The organism is Amycolatopsis solani, assembly GCF_033441515.1.
GTDB classification, from domain to species: domain Bacteria; phylum Actinomycetota; class Actinomycetes; order Mycobacteriales; family Pseudonocardiaceae; genus Amycolatopsis; species Amycolatopsis solani.
Map to the genome: position 1 here is coordinate 2,709,178 of NZ_JAWQJT010000002.1, position 21,266 is coordinate 2,730,443.

Annotated in this window: 19 protein-coding genes; 10 read left to right on the plus strand and 9 right to left on the minus strand. The window is 71.0% G+C overall.

Features of this window, described 5'->3' with window-relative positions:
• Positions 1-15 precede the first annotated feature (15 nt).
• A complete protein-coding gene (locus SD460_RS32935; RefSeq protein WP_290054011.1) occupies positions 16-834 on the minus strand; it encodes a restriction endonuclease in 819 nt (272 codons plus the stop codon).
• Between the two features lie 3 nt (positions 835-837).
• Positions 838-1,515, minus strand: coding sequence for an MBL fold metallo-hydrolase (locus tag SD460_RS32940; RefSeq protein WP_290054012.1), 678 nt, complete (start codon positions 1,513-1,515; stop codon positions 838-840).
• Between the two features lie 110 nt (positions 1,516-1,625).
• Between SD460_RS32940 and SD460_RS32945 the strand changes: the two genes are divergently transcribed.
• Together SD460_RS32945 and uvrA are read left to right on the plus strand one after the other, a co-directional pair.
• Positions 1,626-2,831, plus strand: a complete 1,206-nt coding sequence (locus tag SD460_RS32945) for an acyltransferase family protein (protein WP_290054014.1) — start codon at positions 1,626-1,628, stop codon at positions 2,829-2,831.
• Between the two features lie 77 nt (positions 2,832-2,908).
• Positions 2,909-5,770 carry an excinuclease ABC subunit UvrA gene (gene uvrA, locus SD460_RS32950; protein ID WP_290054016.1) on the plus strand — a complete coding sequence of 954 codons (2,862 nt, stop codon included), beginning with the start codon at positions 2,909-2,911 and terminating at the stop codon, positions 5,768-5,770.
• 4 nt (positions 5,771-5,774) lie between these two features.
• On the opposite strand, the gene SD460_RS32955 is transcribed toward uvrA, so the two are convergent.
• Positions 5,775-6,320: a fibronectin type III domain-containing protein gene (locus SD460_RS32955; RefSeq protein WP_290054018.1), complete on the minus strand. Its 546-nt coding sequence runs from the start codon at positions 6,318-6,320 to the stop codon at positions 5,775-5,777.
• Positions 6,321-6,544: 224 nt separating this feature from the next.
• Here SD460_RS32955 and SD460_RS32960 point away from each other — a divergent pair, with 224 nt between their 5' ends.
• The 4 genes from SD460_RS32960 to SD460_RS32975 all read left to right on the plus strand — a co-directional run bounded on the left by SD460_RS32960 (position 6,545) and on the right by SD460_RS32975 (position 8,890).
• Positions 6,545-7,048: a hypothetical protein gene (locus SD460_RS32960; RefSeq protein ID WP_290054019.1), complete on the plus strand. Its 504-nt coding sequence runs from the start codon at positions 6,545-6,547 to the stop codon at positions 7,046-7,048.
• 146 nt (positions 7,049-7,194) lie between these two features.
• Positions 7,195-7,746, plus strand: a complete 552-nt coding sequence (locus SD460_RS32965) for a sigma-70 family RNA polymerase sigma factor (protein WP_026469270.1) — start codon at positions 7,195-7,197, stop codon at positions 7,744-7,746.
• The gene (locus tag SD460_RS32970) at positions 7,743-8,450 is read left to right on the plus strand and encodes an anti-sigma factor family protein (protein ID WP_290054020.1); all 708 of its coding nucleotides are present in this window, start codon (positions 7,743-7,745) and stop codon (positions 8,448-8,450) included. The genes SD460_RS32965 and SD460_RS32970 overlap by 4 nt, the downstream gene beginning before the upstream one ends.
• Positions 8,447-8,890 carry an SRPBCC family protein gene (locus tag SD460_RS32975; protein WP_290054021.1) on the plus strand — a complete coding sequence of 148 codons (444 nt, stop codon included), beginning with the start codon at positions 8,447-8,449 and terminating at the stop codon, positions 8,888-8,890. Before SD460_RS32970 ends, SD460_RS32975 begins: the two co-directional genes overlap by 4 nt.
• Here SD460_RS32975 and SD460_RS32980 read toward each other — a convergent pair.
• Positions 8,887-10,287, minus strand: coding sequence for an MFS transporter (locus SD460_RS32980; protein WP_290054022.1), 1,401 nt, complete (start codon positions 10,285-10,287; stop codon positions 8,887-8,889). The two genes, SD460_RS32975 and SD460_RS32980, sit on opposite strands and share 4 nt — an antisense overlap.
• 105 nt (positions 10,288-10,392) lie before the next feature.
• Here SD460_RS32980 and SD460_RS32985 point away from each other — a divergent pair, with 105 nt between their 5' ends.
• Positions 10,393-10,785 carry a winged helix-turn-helix transcriptional regulator gene (locus SD460_RS32985; protein WP_290054024.1) on the plus strand — a complete coding sequence of 131 codons (393 nt, stop codon included), beginning with the start codon at positions 10,393-10,395 and terminating at the stop codon, positions 10,783-10,785.
• Between the two features lie 139 nt (positions 10,786-10,924).
• On the opposite strand, the gene SD460_RS32990 is transcribed toward SD460_RS32985, so the two are convergent.
• Positions 10,925-12,271, minus strand: a complete 1,347-nt coding sequence (locus tag SD460_RS32990; protein WP_290054025.1) for a cation:dicarboxylate symporter family transporter — start codon at positions 12,269-12,271, stop codon at positions 10,925-10,927.
• Positions 12,272-12,417: 146 nt separating this feature from the next.
• Between SD460_RS32990 and SD460_RS32995 the strand changes: the two genes are divergently transcribed.
• The 3 genes from SD460_RS32995 to SD460_RS33005 all read left to right on the plus strand — a co-directional run bounded on the left by SD460_RS32995 (position 12,418) and on the right by SD460_RS33005 (position 16,815).
• A complete protein-coding gene (locus SD460_RS32995) occupies positions 12,418-13,992 on the plus strand; it encodes a sensor histidine kinase (protein WP_290054027.1) in 1,575 nt (524 codons plus the stop codon).
• Entirely contained in the window at positions 13,989-14,651 is a 663-nt protein-coding gene (locus SD460_RS33000; protein WP_290054029.1) for a response regulator, read from the plus strand. The genes SD460_RS32995 and SD460_RS33000 overlap by 4 nt, the downstream gene beginning before the upstream one ends.
• Before the next feature lie 373 nt (positions 14,652-15,024).
• A complete protein-coding gene (locus SD460_RS33005) occupies positions 15,025-16,815 on the plus strand; it encodes a M64 family metallopeptidase (protein WP_290054031.1) in 1,791 nt (596 codons plus the stop codon).
• Here the strand turns inward: SD460_RS33005 and SD460_RS33010 are convergent, their stop codons facing one another.
• From SD460_RS33010 to SD460_RS33025, 4 genes are read right to left on the minus strand one after another with little or no spacing between them, the layout of a single operon-like run.
• On the minus strand, positions 16,816-18,189 hold the full coding sequence (locus tag SD460_RS33010) for a beta-N-acetylhexosaminidase (RefSeq protein ID WP_290054033.1): 1,374 nt from the start codon (positions 18,187-18,189) through the stop codon (positions 16,816-16,818).
• A gap of 1 nt (position 18,190) precedes the next feature.
• Positions 18,191-19,045, minus strand: a complete 855-nt coding sequence (locus SD460_RS33015) for a carbohydrate ABC transporter permease (protein ID WP_290054035.1) — start codon at positions 19,043-19,045, stop codon at positions 18,191-18,193.
• Complete coding sequence (locus SD460_RS33020) at positions 19,036-19,983, minus strand: carbohydrate ABC transporter permease (RefSeq protein ID WP_438860584.1); 948 nt, start codon at positions 19,981-19,983, stop codon at positions 19,036-19,038. Before SD460_RS33020 ends, SD460_RS33015 begins: the two co-directional genes overlap by 10 nt.
• Complete coding sequence (locus SD460_RS33025) at positions 19,983-21,266, minus strand: extracellular solute-binding protein (protein ID WP_290054036.1); 1,284 nt, start codon at positions 21,264-21,266, stop codon at positions 19,983-19,985. Before SD460_RS33025 ends, SD460_RS33020 begins: the two co-directional genes overlap by 1 nt.

Here is a 21,266-nt window from a genome sequence, read left to right on the forward strand (position 1 = left end):
CCCCTTCGCCGTGCGCTACCCGGCCGCTCCGACCGGCTCCCGCGTCAGGTGCTCGAGCCGCAGCGGCCAGTCCCAGCCGAGGTGCTCGTCCAGCAGGCCCACCAGCTTCGCCCCGGCCACAAGCGTCACCCGGTCCGACTTCCCCGCCAGCTCCTCGGCCGCCCGCGTGAACGTGCTCGCCGTCACGACCACGCACTCGCCCGTCGCCGCGAGCACCGACCGCACCACGTCGACGCCGACCCGTAGGGGCCGGCACTCGACCGCCTGACCGGGGTACAACGACCCGGCCAGCCGGGACAACTCCCGCCCACCCAGCCCGCCAAGTAGTTCGCGTCGCGCCTCCACCGAACCGGGCAGGCCGATGTACCGCGCCCGGATGAGCGCCTCGGCGTCGTCGGTCGCGTGCGCCACCGCCGGCGGCATCGCTCCCGCGTGCGCCACCAGGTACGCCTCCGTCGCCTGCAACGCCGAATGCGGGTGGTCCGGCAGCAGGTCGAGCACCCACCGGATCCCGGCCCACGGCGGCTGGTCGGAACGGTTCGCGTAGAACGCCTCGATCCGCCGGAAGTGGGGATCGCCGCCCGTGGTGCCCGTGGCCCGCGCCGAGGCCAGCCGCGAGTGGTCGGCGGGCGTTGCGCAGGACGGCATCAGCAGATGCCGGAGGACCAGGTCGAACTCGGCGTCCGGGCGTTCGCCCGCGGTCGCGACGAACTCGTCCCGGGCCGCTTCGTCCGGGAAGCTCCAGACCCGCTTGAGCACCGTGCTGGCCGCGCTGTCCGCGTACGCGCGCAGCTCGGCCAGCCAGGTCTCCAGCGTGGGCGAATCATCTCTCATGGGTCACCAGCCGCGCTCGCGCCACTCCTCCAGCTTCGCCCGCTCCGCGCCCAGCGTCGAGTCGTCGCCGTGGCCCGGGTAGAACCACGTCTCGTCCGGCAGCTCGTCGAAGATCCGCGACGACACGTCGTCCAGCAGGGACGCGAAGTCCTCCGGCGACGTCGTCCGGCCCACGCCGCCCGGGAACAGCGAATCTCCCGTGAACAGGTGGGGGTGGCCGGCCGGGTCGCGGTACAGCAGGGCGATCGACCCCGGGGTGTGGCCGCGCAGGTGGATCACCGAAAGGGTGACCTGCCCCACGGACAGCGTGTCGCCGTGCTCGACGAGGAAGTCCGGCGGGACCGGCAACGGCGAAGCGTCCAGCGGGTGGGCCGCCGTGTTGGCGCCGTTCGCCCCCGCCACCGCGCCCAGTGCCTGCCAGTGGTCCTGGTGCTGGTGGGTCGTCACCACCGTCTTCAGCGCCGGGCGGTCCGGACCGTGGCCGATCAGGTCCGAGATCCGCTCCGGGTCGTTCGCCGCGTCGATGAGCAGGGCTTCGTTGTCCGCCCGGCACACCAGCAGGTACGTGTTGTTGTCCATCGGGCCGACGGACAGCTTGGTGATGGTCAGCTCGTCCAGCGTCCGCCGGGTGGCGTCGCCGCCCGGGTCGACGTGCCCGGTGTAGGTGTCCACGGTGTTCACCGTGCACACGGTAGTCGTTTCGCTCCAACCGGTTCCACCCGCACAAGCGCGCGCCCGCCACGCCACGTAGGCTCACGGCGACCCCCAGCCAGCCCGACCTCAGGACGACCGTGCCCACCTCCCCGACGCCGCGCCGGATCAGCTGGGACCTCCTCCGCGTCGTCGCCGTCCTCGCGGTGATCCTCGGGCACGTCACCCACCAGGGCGCCCTGCTCCACCCCGAGCTCACGGGGTACCCCTTCCGGGTGACAGCGCAGTTCGGTGCGGCGATCCTCCTGGTGATCTCCGCCTTCTTCGTTTGCGCGAGCCTCCGCAAGGGCAATCCGGGCCGGTGGTTGTGGAACCGCATCGCGCGCCTCGTGCCGGCCTACCTGGTCGCCGTCCTGCTGACCTACGTCGTGACGCGGTGGGCCGCCATCTCCTTCAGCGGCCTGCCCTACCCGCCCGGGGTGACCGGGTTCCTGTTCGGCGTGCCGCAGGGCCCGCCGTCGAACCCCTCGCCCTGGTACATCCCGACCGGCCTGGACCTGGTCACCAACCTCGGCATGGTGCAGGAGTGGGGCATCCGCTCGGGCGCGTTCTACTACCTCGACGGCTCCTACTGGACGCTGCCCGTCCAGCTCATGGCCTTCACCGGCGCGGCACTGCTGTGGCCGCGGTCGTGGCGCACCCACCGGCTGACCGTCGCCCTGCTCTGGGCGCTGATCCTGGTGCCGCTCGCGCTGCGCTTCCTGGTCTTCCCGCCGGGGACGGCGAGCCCGGTCGCCGAGACGTTCTTCTACGGGCTGGGCCTGCACCGGCTGCACGTCTTCGCCATCGGCGTCGCCATCTGGCTGTGGTCGCGGCGCCGGCTCCGGACGTGGCACATCGCACTCTTCTTCGCCGCCGCCGTGGCCGCGCAGGACCTGCAGGTCTTCCCGTTCCACGTCGCGCTGCCGCAGGACGCGCTGCGCTGGCCGTCCACGATCGGGTTCGCCGTGCTCCTGCTGCTGGTGTGCCTGGCCGCCCGCGGCCCGGACTGGCGGTTCCCCGGGCTGGCGCGGATCGCCCCGGCCGTCACCTGGCTCGCGGGCATCTCGTATGGTCTTTACCTGGTGCACCAGGAACTGGGCTACATCCTGGCCCGCGCCCTGCTCGACCTCGGCCTCCCCGGCTGGCTGCGGCTCCCCGTGGTCGTCGGCGCCGCCGTCCTGGCCGGCTGGGCGGTCACCGCGGGGGTCGAACGCCCGGCCCACCGGTGGCTCACCAGACGTCGAAAGCCCGAAGAACCGCAGGTCAAGGACGCGGAACCCGTTTTTGTCGGTGGTGGCTCGTAGCATGGATCGCGGCCACCCGTGCAGCCTGACACCGGGTCGGCGACCGCAGCTGAAGAAGACATTGAGAGGACCCTGGCGTGGCTGATCGCCTCGTTGTTCGCGGTGCCCGCGAGCACAACCTCCGCGGCGTGGATCTCGACCTGCCCCGCGACAGCCTGATCGTGTTCACCGGCCTGTCCGGGTCGGGGAAGTCGAGCCTCGCCTTCGACACCATCTTCGCCGAGGGGCAGCGGCGCTACGTCGAGTCGCTCTCGGCGTACGCCCGGCAGTTCCTCGGGCAGATGGACAAGCCCGACGTCGACTTCATCGAGGGCCTTTCGCCCGCGGTGTCGATCGACCAGAAGTCCACGTCGCGCAACCCGCGTTCGACCGTCGGCACGATCACCGAGGTCTACGACTACCTGCGCCTGCTCTACGCCCGCGCCGGCAAGGCGCACTGCCCCAAGTGCGGCGAGCCGATCAGCAAGCAGACCCCGCAGCAGATCGTCGACCAGGTGCTGGAGATGGACGAAGGCGTCCGCTTCCAGGTGCTCGCGCCGGTGGTGCGCGGGCGCAAGGGCGAGTACGTCGACCTGTTCGAGAACCTGCAGCAGCAGGGCTACGCGCGCGTGGTCGTGGACGGCACGGTGCACTCGCTCACCGACCCGCCGAAGCTGAAGAAGCAGGAGAAGCACCAGATCGGCGTGGTGATCGACCGGCTGAGCGTGAAGTCCAGCTCGCGCCAGCGGCTCACCGACTCGGTCGAGACGGCGCTGCGCCTGGCCGACGGGCTGATCGAGCTCGAGTTCGTCGACCTGCCGGAGAACGACCCGCACCGCATCCGCGGCTTCTCCGAGAACCTCGCCTGCCCCAACGGCCACCCGCTGGCGATCGAGGACCTCGAGCCGCGCTCGTTCTCCTTCAACTCGCCCTACGGCGCCTGCCCGGAGTGCACCGGCATCGGCATCCGCAAGGAGGTCGACCCGGAGCTCGTGGTGCCGGACGACGAGCTGTCGCTGGCCGAGGGCGCGATCGCGCCGTGGTCCGGCGGGCAGAGCGCGGACTACTTCATCCGCCTGCTCGAGTCGCTGTCGGAGACCATCGGCTTCCGGATGGACACGCCGTGGCGGCGCCTGCCCGCGCGCGCCCAGAAGGCGGTCCTGCACGGCGTCGACGAGCAGGTCCACGTCCGCTACAAGAACCGCTACGGCCGCCAGCGGTCGTACTACGCGGCCTTCGAGGGCGTCATCCCGTTCCTGGAGCGGCGCCAGGAGCAGACCGAGTCCGAGTACATGCGCGAGCGGTACGAGGGCTACATGCGCGAGGTGCCGTGCCCGGCCTGCCAGGGCACGCGGCTCAAGCCGGAGATCCTCGCCGTCACCCTGCAGCACAAGACCCGCGGCGACATGTCCATCGCCGAGGTCTGCGCGCTGTCCATCGCGGAGGCGTCGCAGTTCCTCGACGAGCTGGAGCTGGGGCAGCGCGAGTCGATGATCGCCGGCGCGGTGCTCAAGGAGATCCAGGCCCGCCTGCGCTTCCTGCTCGACGTCGGCCTGACGTACCTCTCGCTCGACCGCGCGTCGGCCACTCTTTCGGGTGGTGAAGCGCAGCGCATCCGGCTGGCCACGCAGATCGGCTCCGGTCTGGTGGGCGTGCTGTACGTGCTCGACGAGCCGTCGATCGGTCTGCACCAGCGCGACAACCACCGGCTGATCGAGACGCTGACCCGGCTGCGGAACCTGGGCAACACGCTGATCGTCGTGGAGCACGACGAAGACACGATCCGCTCGAGCGACTGGGTGGTCGACATCGGCCCGGGCGCGGGCGAGCACGGCGGCCACATCGTCCACAGTGGACCGTACAAGAAGCTGCTGAAGAGCAAGGAATCGCTGACCGGGCAGTACCTGTCCGGCCGGCGGCAGATCGAGGTGCCGGCGATCCGGCGCCCGATCGACAAGAAGCGGCAGCTGACCGTCGTGGGCGCGCGCGAGCACAACCTGCGCGGGCTCGACGTCTCGTTCCCGCTCGGCTGCCTGGTCTCGGTCACCGGCGTGTCCGGCTCGGGCAAGTCGACCCTGGTCAACGACATCCTCGCGACGGTGCTGGCCAACAAGCTCAACGGCGCCCGCCAGGTGCCGGGCCGGCACACCCGGGTCAACGGCCTCGGCAACGTCGACAAGCTGGTGCGCGTCGACCAGTCGCCGATCGGGCGGACCCCGCGGTCCAACCCGGCGACGTACACGGGCGTCTGGGACCACGTGCGCAAGCTGTTCGCCGCGACCACCGAGGCGAAGGTCCGCGGCTACCAGCAGGGCCGGTTCTCGTTCAACGTCAAGGGCGGCCGCTGCGAGGCGTGCGCCGGCGACGGCACGATCAAGATCGAGATGAACTTCCTGCCGGACGTCTACGTCCCCTGCGAGGTCTGCAAGGGCGCGCGGTACAACCGGGAAACCCTCGAGGTGCACTACAAGGGCAAGACCGTCTCGGACGTGCTCGACATGCCCATCGAGGAGGCCGCGGAGTTCTTCGAGCCGATCAAGGCCATCCACCGCCACCTGCAGACGCTGGTGGACGTCGGCCTCGGCTACGTCCGGCTCGGCCAGCCCGCGCCGACGCTGTCGGGCGGCGAGGCGCAGCGCGTCAAGCTGGCCAGCGAGCTGCAGAAGCGCTCGACCGGCAAGACGGTCTACATCCTCGACGAGCCGACCACCGGCCTGCACTTCGAGGACATCAACAAGCTGATCGGCGTGATCAACGGCTTGGTCGACAAGGGCAACTCGGTGATCGTGATCGAGCACAACCTCGACGTGATCAAGACGTCCGACTGGATCATCGACATGGGCCCCGAAGGCGGCAACGGCGGCGGCACGGTGATCGCCGAGGGCACACCGGAGCACGTGGCCGGGGTCGAAGGCAGCTACACGGGCGAGTTCCTCCGGACGGTCCTCACGCCCGAGTGACGGCTCACCGCTCCTCCCCGGTGGTCTGGTGCACCACCGGGAGGGGCGGGCCGTAGTACAGCGTCCGGAGCCGGTAGGCCGAGCCGGCCTCTCCCGGCAGCAGCGACAGCGCGCACGTCGTCACGTCCGGCTCGGTCACCTCGACCGGGTCGTAGTCCGGCGCGCCCGGCCGCCGGATCTCCAGCAGGAAGCCGGCTTCGTCGCTCGAGCGGTCGGCCCACGTGAACGTCACCGTGTCGCCCGACGCCGCCGCGTGCAGGTCCGTCGAGACCGGCCCGGTGAACGGCCGCACCCGGTAGTAGAACGGCGTCTCCGGGATGAGGTCCGGGTGGTGGTAGCTCGTCGTGTGGGCGGGGAGGAAGCGCAGCGTCGTCCACGGCCCGGCCGGGTCGTTCGCGTACTCGACGCGGTGCCCGGCGTCGTCGTCCGGCCAGCTGAGCACCACGTCGGTGGGTGACGTCAGCGAAGCCGTGAACGCGGGCGCCGCCGAGCAGCCCGCGGCCGGCAAAGCGGCCAGCAAGGCGATCAGCACGAGGGGTTTCGCGGACACGGCGGCTCCCGGGACGAGCGGGGCGGCGGTGCGAACCCGCTCAGCTTAGGAACCGCGCCCGCCCGCCGACAAGATCGTGCCGATCACCGGGACGCACCAATCCGCTCGCGCCGTGGCGCCGAAACGCGCGCGATCCCGGCTGAACCGTTCTTCGCGACCGTCCGTGTTACCCCATGTCGAGGTCCGCCGGACGGCGGTGCCGCCCTCACCGAGGAGAGAACGTCATGAACCGTACCCGGCCCGTCGTCGCCAGCGCCGTCGCGCTCGTCGCCGTCGCCACGTTGTCCGCTTGCGGCGAGATGGCCGACGGCGCCCAAGGGCCGCAGCACGGGGAGCCGGGGCACAAGATGCTCGCGGTCGCGACGGTCAACGGGGTCGGTGCCGTGGTCACCGACGCCGACGGCAAGACGCTCTACCGGTTCGACAAGGACCTCTCGCAGCCGCCGACGTCCAACTGCGACGGCGAGTGCGCGACCGCGTGGCCGCCGATGCTCGCCGGGGTGGCGACGCCGATGCTCAAGGGCATCCAGGACACCCAGGTCGGCACGACGACCCGCAAGGACGGCAGCAAGCAGATCACGCTCAACGGCTGGCCGCTCTACGAGTTCTCGGGCGACAAGGCCGCGGGCGATCTGAACGGCCAGGGGGCCAACGGCACGTGGTTCGCGGTCGCCCCGGACGGCAGCAAGATCACCGCGGGCGGCAAGGCCGGCGGATCCGGGTACTGACCACCGACGGAATTCCGGGCAGAACGAGGAAGGACGGGCAGCCGATGAACACCATGGTCGCGCTGCGCTCGGCGCACGCACCGCCGGTGGCCCTGCGGGTTGCAGTACTGTCCTCGCCGACTCAGAACACCGTCGGGAGGACGAGGGTGGCCATAGGAGGCAGGCGGCCTAAGAAGGCCAAGGGCGAGGACTTGATTCGGCAGCTGTACGCCGAACACGGGCGGAGCCTGCTGGCCTACGCGACGAGGCTGACCGGTGATCGGGCGGCGGCCGAGGACGTGGTCCAGGAGACGTTGGTCCGAGCGTGGAAACACGCGGACGACTTGCAGAACGACGGGAAGGGCTCGGTGCGCGGCTGGTTGCTGACCGTCGCGCGCAACCTGGTCACCGACCGGGCCCGCGCCCGGGCGGCGCGGCCCCAAGAGGTGGCCGAACCGGCCGAAGGCGTGCCGACACCGGCCGTCGAGCGGGATCACGCCCAGGGCGTGGTCGACTCGATGACGGTGCTCGGCGCGATGGACGGCCTATCGAACGAGCACCGAGAGGTCCTGGTGGAGATCTACTACCGGGGACGGACGGTGGCCGAAGCGGCGAGAACACTCGGCGTCGCACCGGGTACCGTGAAATCAAGGTCGTACTACGCACTGAGAGCACTGAGAGCAGCGATGATTTCGAGCGGAACGGAGGTGGCGCGATGAACTCGGTCGACGAGAGTCACACGCAGCTCGGCGCGTACGCCCTCGGCGCGCTCGATCCCGGGGAGGCGGCCGACTTCGAGCGGCGGCACCTGCAGACCTGCGCGCAGTGCCGGTTCGACCTGAACGAGCTCGTGGCGTTGCGCGAGTCGCTCGACGAGGTACCGCCCGAGGCGTTCCTCGACGGGCCGCCCGAAGGCGGGGACCTGCTGCTGCAGAAGACCCTGCGCCGGGTGCGCGACGAGGAACAGGCGGCACCGGCCACCCGTTCGACGTCGAGGCGGGGCTTGGCCCTCGTCGCGGCGGCGGTGCTGGTGGTGGCCGCGCTCGGCGGCGGGATCCTGGTCGGACGGCAGACGGCGGAGCCGCCGCCACAGGCGCTTCCCGGGCCGGAAGTGCCCGGCACGAAGACCATCGAAGCCCGGGATCCGACGACCGGGGTGCAGCTGACCGCGTCGGTGAGCCCGTTCCAGGGCTGGGTTCGGACGAACGTCAGTGTGAAGGGCGTCCGAGCCGGCGAGAAGTGCCTGCTCCAAGTGGTCACCAAGGACGGCAAGGCGGTGACCGCCGGCAGCTGGCAGGTGTCGGAGAAGTGGGAGAGCCAGGGCTTCTCGCTCGACGGGTCCGCGCTGGTCGCGCCCGACGACGTCAAGTCGGTCGACATCGTCACGGTGGACGGCCGGAAGCTGGTCTCGGCCCCGGTGTGACGGGCGCGAGCTACCGGTTCCGCAGCACGTGGCTGCTGCCGGGAACCGTGCCCGAGCGGGTGTTCGGCGTGGTCACCGACCTCGCCGGCTACCCGCGGTGGTGGTCGGACGTCCGCGCGGTGCGCCGCGTGGACGACGACACCGCCGAACTGGTCTGCCGGTCCCGGCTGCCGTTCCGGCTCGTCGTCCGGATGCACCGGGACCACCAGGACGAGCGCACGGGCCTGATGCGGGTCAGGCTCAGCGGCGACCTCGACGGGGTACTGGCCGGTGCGGTCCGCGCGGCGGGCGCGGGCACACTGCTGGAGATCACCCAGGACGTCCAGGCCCGCAAGGAGTTGCTGCGGCGCTTCGACGCGGTGGCCCGGCCGCTGTTCCGCGCGAACCACGCGCTGATGATGCGGCGGGGCCACCGCGGACTTTCCACCTACCTGGCCTAGCCGGCCACGCAGGCCTCGGTCTCGGGGACGGTGCTCTTCCGGCGGGCCAGCACCGCCGCCCCCAGCGCGACCGCGGCCAGCAGGAAGCCCGCGCTCACCCCGTACGCCAGCCGGAACCCGGCCGCCAGCGCCTCGCGGTGATCGCCGCCCAGGCTCGCCGTGCGGGACGCCGCCACCGAGGCGAGCACCGCCGTCCCGATCGCCGCCCCCACCTGCTGGGTCGTGGTGATCAGGCCCGACGCCACCCCCGCGTCCGCCGCCGGGACGTCCGCCATCGCCAGGCCCATCAGCGCCGGGATGGCCACGCCGGCGCCGAAGCCCATCACCAGCAACGGCGGCAGCACGTCGGTGAAGTAGGAGCCCGACACCCGCGTCAGCAGCACCAAGCCGACGATCACCAGCCCGAGCCCGGCCAGCAGCACCGCCCGCGGCCCGAACCGCGCGGCGAGCTTGTCCGCGACGCCGAGCGAGGCCACCGCGATCACCAGCGGCACCGGGAGGAACGCGATCCCGGTGCGCAGCGCGTCGAGTCCCAGCACCTGCTGCAGGTACAGCGCCGTGACGAACTGGAAGCCCAGCATGCCGGCGACCATCAGCACCATCACCAGGTTCGCGCCGGTCACCGCGCGGATCCGGAACAGCCGCAGCGGCAGCAGCGGCGTCCGCGCCTTCGCCTGCCGCACCACGAACGCGGCCAGCAACCCGAGCGCCGCCACCAGCGCCGGCCACACCGCGGACGAAATCGCGTACACGCCCAGCATCACGGCCCCGGTGACCAGCACCGCGCCGAGCACGTCCAGGCCGGCCCGCACCCCCGTCCCGCGGTCCGGCGAAACCACCCGGACGGCCAGCAGCAGCGCCACCATACCGATCGGCAGGTTGACGTAGAACGTCCAGTGCCAGCTCAGCGCCTGCGTCAGCGCGCCGCCCGCGATGAGCCCGATCGACGCGCCCGCGGCCTGCGTGAAGCTGTAGACGCCGATCGCGCGAGCCCGGGCCCGCGGCTCGGGGTACATCGTGACGATCATCCCGAGCACCACGGCCGACGCGAGCGCTCCGCCCACGCCCTGGGCGAACCGCGAGCCGACGAGCACGCCCGCGTCTTCCGAGAGCCCGGCGGCCAGGGACGCGACGGTGAACAGCGCCAGCCCGCCGAGGAAGACGCGGCGGCGGCCGAGCAGGTCGCCGAGCCGGCCGGAGATCAGGAGCAGGCCGCCGAACGCGACCAGGTAGGCGGTGACCACCCAGGCCAGGCCGGCGGGGGTGAACCCGAGGTCGGCCTGGATGGCGGGCAGCGCCACCGCGACGATGCTGCTGTCGAGCACGACCATCAGCGACGCGGTGCACAGCACCGCCAGCGCGAGGCCGCGGGAGCGGGTGGGGTGGTTCTCGGCCATGTGTGGCCCCTCCAGATGAGCGTTGTCCCTGGTCAGTGCCAGGGCACTTCTTGTAACAGTGCTCATCATGTGTGACCATGGGGGCGCGCGTAAGGAGGCACTTCCATGTCCCAGGGGAACATCGGTGTACCTGTCCAGGTCACGGAGATCGACCCGGAAAAACTCGATGTCTGCACGGTGCTGGAGGTCATCAACCGGATCAGCGGGAAATGGGCGATCGGCATCCTCTTGGAAGCCATTCGCGGGCCCGTGCGGTTCACCGAGCTGGAACGCGCGGTCAACGGGATCAGCCGCCGCATGCTGACGCTGACCCTGCGCAACCTCGAGCGCGACGGCCTCCTGGAGCGCACGATCTACCCGACCGTCCCGCCGCGCGTGGAGTACGAAGCCACGCCGATGGCGAAGGAGCTGTACCAGTCGCTGAGCGGCCTGCTCGGCTGGGCGGAGCGGCACCGCGAGGACATCGCCGCCGCCCGCGTCGCCTACGACGTGGCCTGAGGCCGCCCAAAGCGGCACTTTCCCTATGAAAGTTCCGCTCTTGACGTGGAACGGGCCGCGGTGCGAGGTCGGGGGGACTCGCACCGCGGCCCGCGGTGGCTCGTGCTCAGCGGGGGCATGAGCACGAACGTCGGTGGTGCTACTTCGCCGCGACTTCCGCGGGTTCCGGTTCCCGCTCTTCGTCCACCATCGTGGCTTCGTCGAAGGGTGCCTGCCCGGCGAACACGCGCTGGGCCTGTTCGCGGTCGAACTCCTTCGTCCAGTTTCCGATGAGGACGGTCGCGACGGCGTTGCCGGCGAAGTTCGTCAGCGCGCGGGCCTCCGACATGAACCGGTCGATGCCGAGGATGAAGCCGACGCCGTTGACCAGTTCCGGCCGGTGCGACTGCAGGCCGCTCGCCAGGGTCGCGATGCCGGAACCGCTGACGCCCGCGGCGCCCTTCGACGCGATGATCATGAAGACCAGCAGGCCGATCTGCGCGCCGATGGACAGCGGCTCGTCCTGCGCCGCGGCGATGAACAGCGTCGCCATGGTCAGGTAGATCGCGGTGCCGTCGAGGTTGAACGAGTAGCCGGTGGGCACGGTGATGCCGACGACGGACTTGTCGACGCCGAGGTGCTCCATCTTCGCGATCAGCCGCGGCAGCGCCGACTCCGACGACGACGTCGACAGGATCAGCAGGAACTCGCGGCCGAGGTAGCGCAGCAGCTTCAGGATGTTGACGCGGGCGCCGAACCACAGCACCAGCCCGAGAACCACGAACACGAACACCAGGCAGGTCGCGTAGAACCCGATCATGATCACGGCCAGGCTCTTCAGCGCGGCCCAGCCGGTCGCGCCGACCACTGCGGCGATGGCGCCGAACGCGCCGATCGGGGCGGCCCACATGATCATCGCCAGGATCCGGAAGACCAGCTTCTGGAGGTGCTCGACGCCACGCAGGATCGGCGCGCCCTTCGGGCCCAGCTTCTGCAGCGCGAACCCGACGAGCAGCGCGACCAGCAGCGTCTGCAGCACTTCGCCTTCGGTGAAGGCGGAGACGAGCGTCTTCGGGATGATGCCGAGCAGGAAGTCGACCGGGCCCTCGGCGCCGGTGGCGGACTTCTGGACGCTCTTCACGTCGGCCGGGTTGAGGTGCAGCCCGGTGCCCGGGTGCAGCAGGTTGCCGACGACCAGGCCGATGGCGAGCGCGAAGGTCGACATCACGATGAAGTAGACCAGTGCCATCACACCGACCTTGCCGACCTTGGCCGCCTTCGCGACCGAGCCGACGCCGATGACGATGGTGCAGAAGATGATGGGGGAGATCATCATCTTGATCAGGTTGACGAAGCCGTCGCCGAGGGGCTTGAGGCCCTTGGCGAAGCCCGGGAAGAGGAAGCCCACCAGGATCCCGAGCAGGACCGCGACGATCACGGCCAGGTACAGGTAGTGGGTCTTGTCCCGCTTGCGCGGGGTCTCCTCCGTGGTCGGTGGGGTCGGCACCGTTGCCTCCAGCTCAGGGGTGTTCCAGGTTGCGGCACACTGTAGGCGCACTTCGGTGACCCGGCTCACTTGTGTTCATTGAGTTCGCGACCGTCCCGTTCGGACACCGGGTGCGCGTGTGCTGGTATGAGGAGGTGCCCCCGACGATGCGGTCCCGCTGGAGCCTGGCCCGCCAGCTGCTCGTGCTGCAGCTGGTGGTGCTCTGCGTGCTCGCCGGCGCCGGCATCACCTTCGCCTACCTCGACGCCTCCCGCGCGGTCGACGAGAACGCGCGCGACCAGGTCCGCGCGGTCGCTTCGACGGTCGCGGACGCGCCGACCGTCGCCGGTGCGGTGGCGACCGCGGACCCGAGCGCGACGCTGCAGCCGTTCGCGGTGCGGGTGCAGGCCGACACCGGCGTCGACTTCATCACGATCATGAGCCCGGCCGGGATCCGCTACACCCACCCGAACCCGGCGCTGATCGGCCAGCACTACATCGGGACGATCGACAAGGCGCAGCGGGGCGAGGTGCTGACCGAGACCTACACCGGCTCGCTCGGCCCGTCGGTGCGCACGGTCGTGCCGGTGTTCGGCACCGGCCACCGGGTGATCGCGCTGGTCGCGGTCGGCATCACGGTCGCGGCGATCTCGGCCGAACTGCGGGAGCGGCTGTGGCCGCTGTTCGGCGTGGCGGGTGCGGTCCTGCTGGTCGGCGCGCTCGGCGGCTGGCTCATCAGCGCGCGGCTGCGGCGCCAGACCCGGGGTGTCGCGCCGGACGAGCTGAGCAACCTCTTCGAGTACCACGAAGCCGTGCTGCACTCGGTCCGCGAAGGCGTGCTGCTCGTCGGCCGCGACGGGCGGATCGGGCTCTGCAACGACGGCGCGCGCACGCTCCTCGGTCTCGACGCCGATCCCGTCGGACGCGAACTCTCCGCGCTGGGCCTGCCGGACGAACTCGCCGAGGCCTTCAGCTCTTCGGAAAACCGCGCGGAAGAACTGCACCTGACCGACGCCCGCGTCCTGCTGGTCAGCACGACCGCCGTCCGCTCGGGCGGCCGCGCGCAGGGCACCGTCGTCGTCCTGCGCGACCACACCGAACTGCAGACGCTGACCGGGGAGCTGACCACCGCGCGCGGCCTCGCGGAGGCGTTGCGGTCGCAGGCGCACGAGGCGGCGAACCGGCTGCACACGGTCGTTTCCCTGGTGGAGATCGGAAAGCCCGAGCAGGCGGTGGAGTTCGCGACGGCCGAGCTCGCGCTGGCGCAGGAGCTGACCGACCGGGTCGTCGGCGCCGTCGCCGAGCCGGTGCTCGCCGCGCTGCTGCTGGGCAAGGCGGCCGAGGCGAGCGAGCGCGGGGTCGAGCTGACCGTCACGCCGGACACCGTGATCGACGACGTCTCGCTCGGGGTCGCCGCCCGCGACCTGGTGACCATCCTCGGCAACCTGATCGACAACGGCATCGATGCGGCGGTGCGCGGCAGCGGGCACCCGAAGGTCGTCGTCACGGCCCGCTCCGAGGACGACGGCTTGCTGCTGCGCGTGGCCGACACCGGGCCCGGCGTCCCCGAAGACGCCGACGTGTTCCGCCGCGGCTGGTCGACGAAGGCGGAGGACGGCCACGGCCTCGGGCTGGCGCTGGTCGGGCAGGCGGTGCGCCGCTACGGCGGTACGGTCGACGTCGGACGGGACGGGGGCGCGGTGTTCACCGTGCGGCTGCCGCGGCAGGAGGCGGACCGGTGATCCGGGTGCTGGTGGTGGAGGACGAGCCGGTGGCGGCCGAAGCGCACCGCGTGTACGTCGAACGGCTCCCCGGCTTTTCGGTGGCCGGCGTGGTGCATTCCGGCGGCGACGCCCTCCGGTTCTGCGAACGCGAGCCGGTCGACCTGGTGCTGCTGGACTTCTACCTCCCCGACACGCACGGCCTGGCGGTCTGCCGTTCCCTGCGCGCGGCCGGCCTCCCGATCGACGTCATCGCGGTGACGTCGGCGCGGGACCTCGGACTGGTGAAGGCGGCGGTGTCGGTCGGGGTGGTGCAGTACCTGCTCAAGCCGTTCACGTTCGCGACCCTGCGCGAGAAGCTGGAGCGCTACTCGGAGTTCCGCGACGCGTCCGGCGAGGTGACCGGCCAGGCCGAGATCGACCGCGCACTGGGCGCGTTGCGCACGACCGAGCAGCCGCCGCTGCCGAAGGGGATGAGCGTCCAGACCCTCGAAGCTATCCGGGACGCGCTTTCCGGCGCAGCGGAAGGCCTCTCGGCGGGCGCGGCGGCTTCGGCGATCGGTGCTTCGCGCGTGACGGCCCGCCGGTACCTGGAGTACCTGGCGGACAACGGGATGGCCCACCGCGAGCCCCACTACGGCCAGGTCGGGCGACCGGAGGTCTGGTACCGGCTGGTTTGAGCTACAGCCGGTCGAGCAGGAGCCGGGCGAGGGTCGCGTAGACGTCGGTTCGGGTGGGGGACAGGTCCAGCTCCGCGAGCCGCGTCTGGCCGTGGCCCGGGAAGACGTTGACCACCAGTTGGTTCGCCAGGCGGGGATCGCCTTGGTTGGCGTAGTCGCAGCGGTAGGTCGTGTACCCGCCGCTCTGGTCGGGTTGCGCCTCCGCGGCGTAGAGGTAGGAAGCGTCCCCCCGTCGCGCCGCTGAGGTCGGTCACGCCCAGGAACGGGCACGCGGAGCTGACCACGCCCGGTGAGTGCGGCGGTGGCGGCTGCGGTTTGTATAACGACCTATACGGCGAGCCTCCGACTTCCGGCGGTTCCGGCGGCGCACCCCGTGCGGTACACCGGGACGATCACCGACCAGGGGAGTGCCGCCATGCGGATGTGGGCCGGATTCTTCGCCGCGCTGCTGATCGCCGCCGGAGCCGCTGCTCCGGCCCAAGCCGAAGAGCCGGCCGGTGCCGTCACCGACGTCCAGGTGACCGGGCCTGTCTCGCAGCGGTTCAACCTCGTCGTCCTCGGTGACGGGTACACCGCCGCCGAACAGCCCAAGTTCTTCGCCGACGTCCAGCGGCACGTCAGCACCCTCTGGTCGCTCGAGCCGTTCAAGTCCTACCGCAGCTACTTCAACGTCTACGCGGTGTCGATCGCGTCGCCCGAGTCCGGTGTGGACTGCGACCCCTCGCTCGACGCGCCGAAGAAGAACACCCCGCTGAACATGGGTTTCTGGGGCGGCTGCAACCCGCAGAGCGTGCAGCGCCTGCTCACCGTCGACGACGCGGCGGCGCAGCGGTACGCCGACCTCGTGCCCGGCACGTCCCCGGCGAACCGGCAGATCCTGGCGCTGGGCAACAGCAGCACCTACGGCGGCGCGGGCGGCTCGTACGCGACGGCGTCGGGCGGCAACGCGCTCTCCGCGCTCATCTCGCCGCACGAACTGGGTCACTCGCTCGGCGGTCTCGACGACGAATACGACTACTACGCGCGTGCGGTCCCCGGTGGCGCCTACGAAGGCGGCGAGCCGGACTCGATCCACCACACCTTGCTGACCGAGAAGCAGCTGCGCGACCAGCACGCGAAGTGGTGGCGCTGGCTCGGCGAGCCGAGCGAGTCCGGCGGGCCGATCGGCCGCTTCGAAGGCGGGCTGTACACGCAGACCGGCGTGTGGCGGCCGAGCAAGCACTCGATGATGAAAACCCTCGGGTACAGCTTCGACCAGGTCGGCCGCGAGCGGATGACGCAGCGGATCTCGGCGAAGGTCCCGCTCGTCAGCGGCGGCACGCCGGCCGGGACGATCGGCGCCGACCGGGTCGTGTGGCTGCGGACGATGCACCCCGTCGACCACCGCCTGGACGTCCGCTGGACCCTCGACGGAGTCACGCTGAAGGGCCGCGAAGCGGTCGACCTCCGGCAGGCGCACGTGAAGCCGGGCAAGCACACGCTGACGGCGACGGTGACCGACCCGACGCCGTTCGTCCGCGACCCGGCGGTCCGGCCGTCGGCCACGCGCACCTGGACGGTGGACACTTCCGTGGTGACGCCGCCGTCGAGCGGCCCGGCGGTGGTCGCGTCGACCCCCACCGCGCAGCCGGTCGGCGGGCACGACGTCGTCTACGTCGAGACGGGCGAGCCGACCGGGTCGGTTCCCCAGGTCCGCTGGGCGCTCGACGGCAAGCCGGTCGCGACCGGTCCCGACTACGCCCTCGCGGAAACCCGTGGCGCGCACGAGCTGACCGCGACGACCGGCGGCACGACGCTGACCTGGCCGGTGGACGCGACCGGCCCGACGACGACGGCGGAAGTGCCGGCGGGCAAGGTGGTCCACGGCTCGTTCACCATGCGGCTGACGGCGTCGGACGGCATGCCGGAGTTCCGCGTGGACGGCGACGGCTGGCACAAGTACTACGGCTGGCCGACCGACCCGAACGCGCCGTACCTGTTCACCCCGCGCGGCACGGAGATCGACGGCCTGGCCTACGGCAACCTCGGCCCGGACGGGCTCACGGTGTCCCCGTTCACCGAGCGCAAGCCGGGCTACGGCCGCCACCGCATCGAGTACCGCTCGATCGACGCGGCGGGCAACGTCGGCCCGACGAAGTCGGTGACGGTGACGCTGCTGCCGTGATCAGCGAGCCCGGCCCGGCACCCCGGGCCGGGTCTGCCACGGGTGCGGTCCGTCCAGCGGCCGGTATTCGACGCCGAGCGCGTCGAGCCGGGGGAGGTGGTGGTCACGCAACCGCGGGAGGAATTCCGCGTAGTCGCGCGCACCGGCGCTCCACGCGACCTCCGCGAACGCCGACAGCCGCGGGAACGCCATGTAGTCGACCCTCCGGACGGTGTCCAGGTGCTCGCTCCACACCTGCGCCTGCACGCCCCGCAGCCGCGGGCCGGTGAGCGCCGGCTCGTACGCGTAGACGTCCTCCAGCGTGTGCACCATGCCGACCGGGATCGGCTCGTCGGGGTGCTCGGCCTGGCGGTGGTCGAGGTAGACGTGCTGCTCCGGGCACATCACGACGTCGTGGCCGGCTTCGGCCGCCCGCAGGCCGGCGGCCTCGTGCTGCCAGGAGCCGATCACCATCGGGGGGAGGCCGCCGATGTCGAGGACCTCGTCCCAGCCCATCGGCGTCCGGCCGCGGGACACCAGGTGCTCGGCCAGCAGCCGGACGAACTCGCGGTGCTCGTCGGTCGCGCCCGGCGTCTCGTCGCCGCCGAGCGCGATCACCGGCGACGGGAAGATCTCCAGCAGGTGGTCGAACACCGTGCGGAAGAAGTCCAAAGTGGACTCGGACGGCGAAAGCAGCGAAGTGCTGATGCCCCAGGACGTCCAGATCTCGTACGACGACTCGGTGCCCAGCGCGGGGTACGCCGCCAGCGCTGCCCGCGCGTGGCCGGGGATGTCGATCTCCGGCACCACCGTGATGGCTCGCGCCGCCGCGTAGGCGACGATCTCGCGCAGGTCGTCGCCGGTGTAGAAGCCGCCGTGCGGGCGCCCGTCCTGCGCGCCTCCGCTGCCGGTCATCGACGACGGCCGCCACGCGCCCACCGACGTCAGCTTCGGGTACTCCGGCACGTCGAAGCGCCAGCCCTGGTCGTCGGTGAGGTGCAGGTTCAGCACGTTGAGCTTGTGCGCGGCCAGCAGGTCGACGAACCGGAGGACCTCGGCCTTGGTCCGGAAGTGCCGGGCGACGTCGAGCAGGCAGCCGCGCCAGCCGAACCGCGGGTGGTCTTCCACCACGCCGCACGGGAGGGTGAGCCCGGTTTCGAGCGAGGCGGCGCGGAAGGCGTCCGGGCCCGCGAGCTGGCGCAGGGTCTGGCGCCCGTAGAACTCCCCGGCCGCGTCGGCGCACGACAGCACGACGCCGGACGGCGAGATCTCCAGCCGGTAGCCCTCCGCCGGCAGGTCGGCGGCGCGAACGTCCACAGGGGACGGCCACGGGCACGAACCCTCGGTCGTGACAACCGAAACCGGCCGGGGGAGCAGGGTGTCGAAGGAAGACATGTCAGCCCTTCACGGCGCCGGCCATGCCGGACACCAGTCGTCGCTGGACGAGGACGAAGAACACGAGCACCGGGATGGTCATCAGCGTCGAGGACGCCATCACCGCACCCCAGTCGGTGTCCTCCGGCTTGAAGAACACCAGGATCGCCTGCGGCAGCGTCTGGTTCTCGGTCTTGGAGATGATGAACGTCTTGGCGAACAGGAAGTCGTTCCAGGCGTGGATGAACGCGAGCACGCTCACCGCGACCAGACCGGGCGCCACCAAGGGGAACAGGATCTGCCAGGTGAACCGCATCCGCGACGCGCCGTCGAGCTTCGCGGCCTCTTCGAGTTCGACCGGCACCGCGGCGACGAACCCGCGCAGCATCCAGATCGCGAACGGCAGGCTGAACGCCAGGTGCACCAGCACCAGCGAGCCGAGCTCGTTGAGCCCGAACGCCGGCACCGCGCCGCCGATCTGGCGCATCAGGAAGAACAGCGGGATGGTCAGCGCCTCGACCGGCACCATCTGCGCGACCAGCGTCATCACCAGCAGCACGGTCCGGCCCTTGAACGAAAACCGCGTCAGCGCGACCGCCGAAAGGAACGACAGCAGCAGCGACAGCGCCACGACGGCCAGGGCCACGAGCAGGCTGTTGAGGAAGAAGCGCCCGAAGCCGGAGACCGTGAGCACGCGCGAAAAGCTGTCGAACGACGGGCTGAACGTCCACGGCTTGGGGTTCGCCGACTGGATCTCACCCGGCGGCTTCACCGCCGAGAGCAGCATCCAGTACAGCGGGAACGCGATCAGCCCGGCGATGACGATCGTAACGGCCTCGGCGATCAACCGGCCGGGGCGGCGAACGGCTAGAGCCATGCCGCGCTCCGGCGCTGCGACCGGACGTACAGCCCGGTGATCGACAGCAGCAACAGCGTCATCACGACTCCGATCGCCGACCCGAGGCCGTATTCCTGCCCGGCGAAGGCCTGTTGGTAGGCGTAGACGTTGAGCACGAGGTTGCGCCCGGCCACGCCGCCGCCGTTGGTCATCACGTAGATCTGGGTGAACACCTTGAAGTCCCAGATGATCGACTGGACGGTCGCGATCATCAGCAGCGGCCGCACCATCGGCAGCACGATCGACCAGCTCGTGCGCCACACCGAGGCGCCGTCGAGCGACGCGGCCTCGAGCACCTCGTCCGGCACGCCCTTGATCCCCGCGTACATCGTGACCAGCACGAACGGGAACGAGCACCAGATGACCTCGGCGGCGACCAGGCCGAACGCGCCGAGCGTGCCGAACGTCCACGAGTGGTGCTCGAACGGCAGCCCGAGCCCGGTCAGCACCTCGTTGACCAGGCCGAAGTCGGTGTCGAAGAGGAACAGCCAGACGTAGGAGGCCGCGATCGCCGGCGTCGACCACGCGCCCAGCGCGGCCAGGAACAACAGCGTCCGGGGGAGCGAGCGCACCCGCGAAGCCAGCACGGCGAGGCCGGTGCCGACGATCAGCGAGCCGACGACGCAGGCGCCGGCGAACCCGACCGTCTTGGCGAGCACCGTCCAGAACTGCGCCTGGGACAGCAGATCGGCGTAGTTCGCGAAGCCGAGGAACACCAGCGGCGCGTTGCCCGCGGCCTGCGGCTGGCCGTAGTCGTAGAACGAGATCAGGACGAGCTGGTAGATCGGGTAGGCCAGCATCGCGGCGAGCAGGATGCCCGCCGGCGCGAGGTAGAGCGCGGCGGCCCGCCCGTCCCCCTTCCGCCGCGGCTTCCGCGCGGGAGCCGTGACGGAAGGGGCTTCCTGGACGACCACCACTAGCCGAAGGCCTTGTCCATCGCGGCCGCGGCGTCGGTGAGCGCCGCCGCCGGGTCCTTGCCGCCGGTCGCGATCTGCTGCACGGCGGTCGGCAGGACGTTCTGGCTGTCGATCTTCGACCACGCCGGGGTCGCCGGGACGAACTTGGTGCCCGACTTCAGGGTGTCGACGAACGGCTTGAGGAACGGGTCGTTCGCGGCGAGCTTCTGCTGCACGCTGCCCAGCGTCGGCAGGTTGCCCATCGCGGTGTACATCTTCTCCTGGTACTTCGCGCCGCCGAGCAGCTCGATGAACTCCAGCGCCAGGCCGCGGTGCTTGCTCGAAGTGAAGACACCCAGCAGGTTGCCGCCGGCGAACGCGGGGGCGATGCTGCCCGCGGTGGTGCCCGGCAGCGGGACGACGGCGTACTTGACCTTCGCCGCGCCCTGCTCGACGGCCTTGCGGTTGAAGTCGCCGCCGATGGTCATCCCGGCCTTGCCGCCCGCGAACGCCGTGACGCTCTGCGTGCCGGTGAGGTTCGCGCACTGCGCCGGCGGGCAGATGTCGTCCTTGAGCAGGGACGCGTACTGCGTGACGCCGGCCTTGGCCTGCTCGCCGGTCACGGCCGACTTCCACTTGCCGCCGTTGTCCTCGGCCAGCTCGCCGCCGTTGGCCCAGAGGAAGGGCAGCATCGCGTAGGTGTACTTGCCGCCGACGGAGATGCCGTAGAGGTCCGGCTTGGCGGCGCGGATCCGGCGCGCGGTGTCGGTCAGCTCGGCGAGCGTCGTGGGCGGTTTCAGGCCCAGCTCGGTGAAGACGTCGGTGCGGTAGTACAACGCGCGGATGCCGGTGTACCAGGGCAGGCCGTAGGTCTTTCCGCCGGACTTCGCGGTGTCGAGCACGGTCGGGATGAGGTCCTTGCCCTCGCTCCACGCCGAGAGGTCGCCGCTCAGGTCGGCCAGCGCGCCGGTGGCGGCGTAGCTGGAGACGTCGGTGTTGCCGAACTCGGCGACGTCCGGCGCGTTGTTCGGGTCGTTGAAGGCGCCGGAGAACTTGTCGGCGCGGCCTTCGACCGGCACCCACTGGACGTCGATCTCGACGCCTTGGTGCGCGGCCTTGAACTCGGTGATGGCCTCCTTGACCGCGGCCTCCTTCGGCGCGCGGTTGGCCTCGTCGAACAGCCAGACGCGGACGGTGCCGGTCTTGTCGTCCCCGCCGCCGGCCGCGGGCGCGGACTGGGTGGGCGCGCAGCCGGCCAGCAGGGCCACCGCGGCGAAAACGGGCAGGGTGCGGCGCAGTCTCAT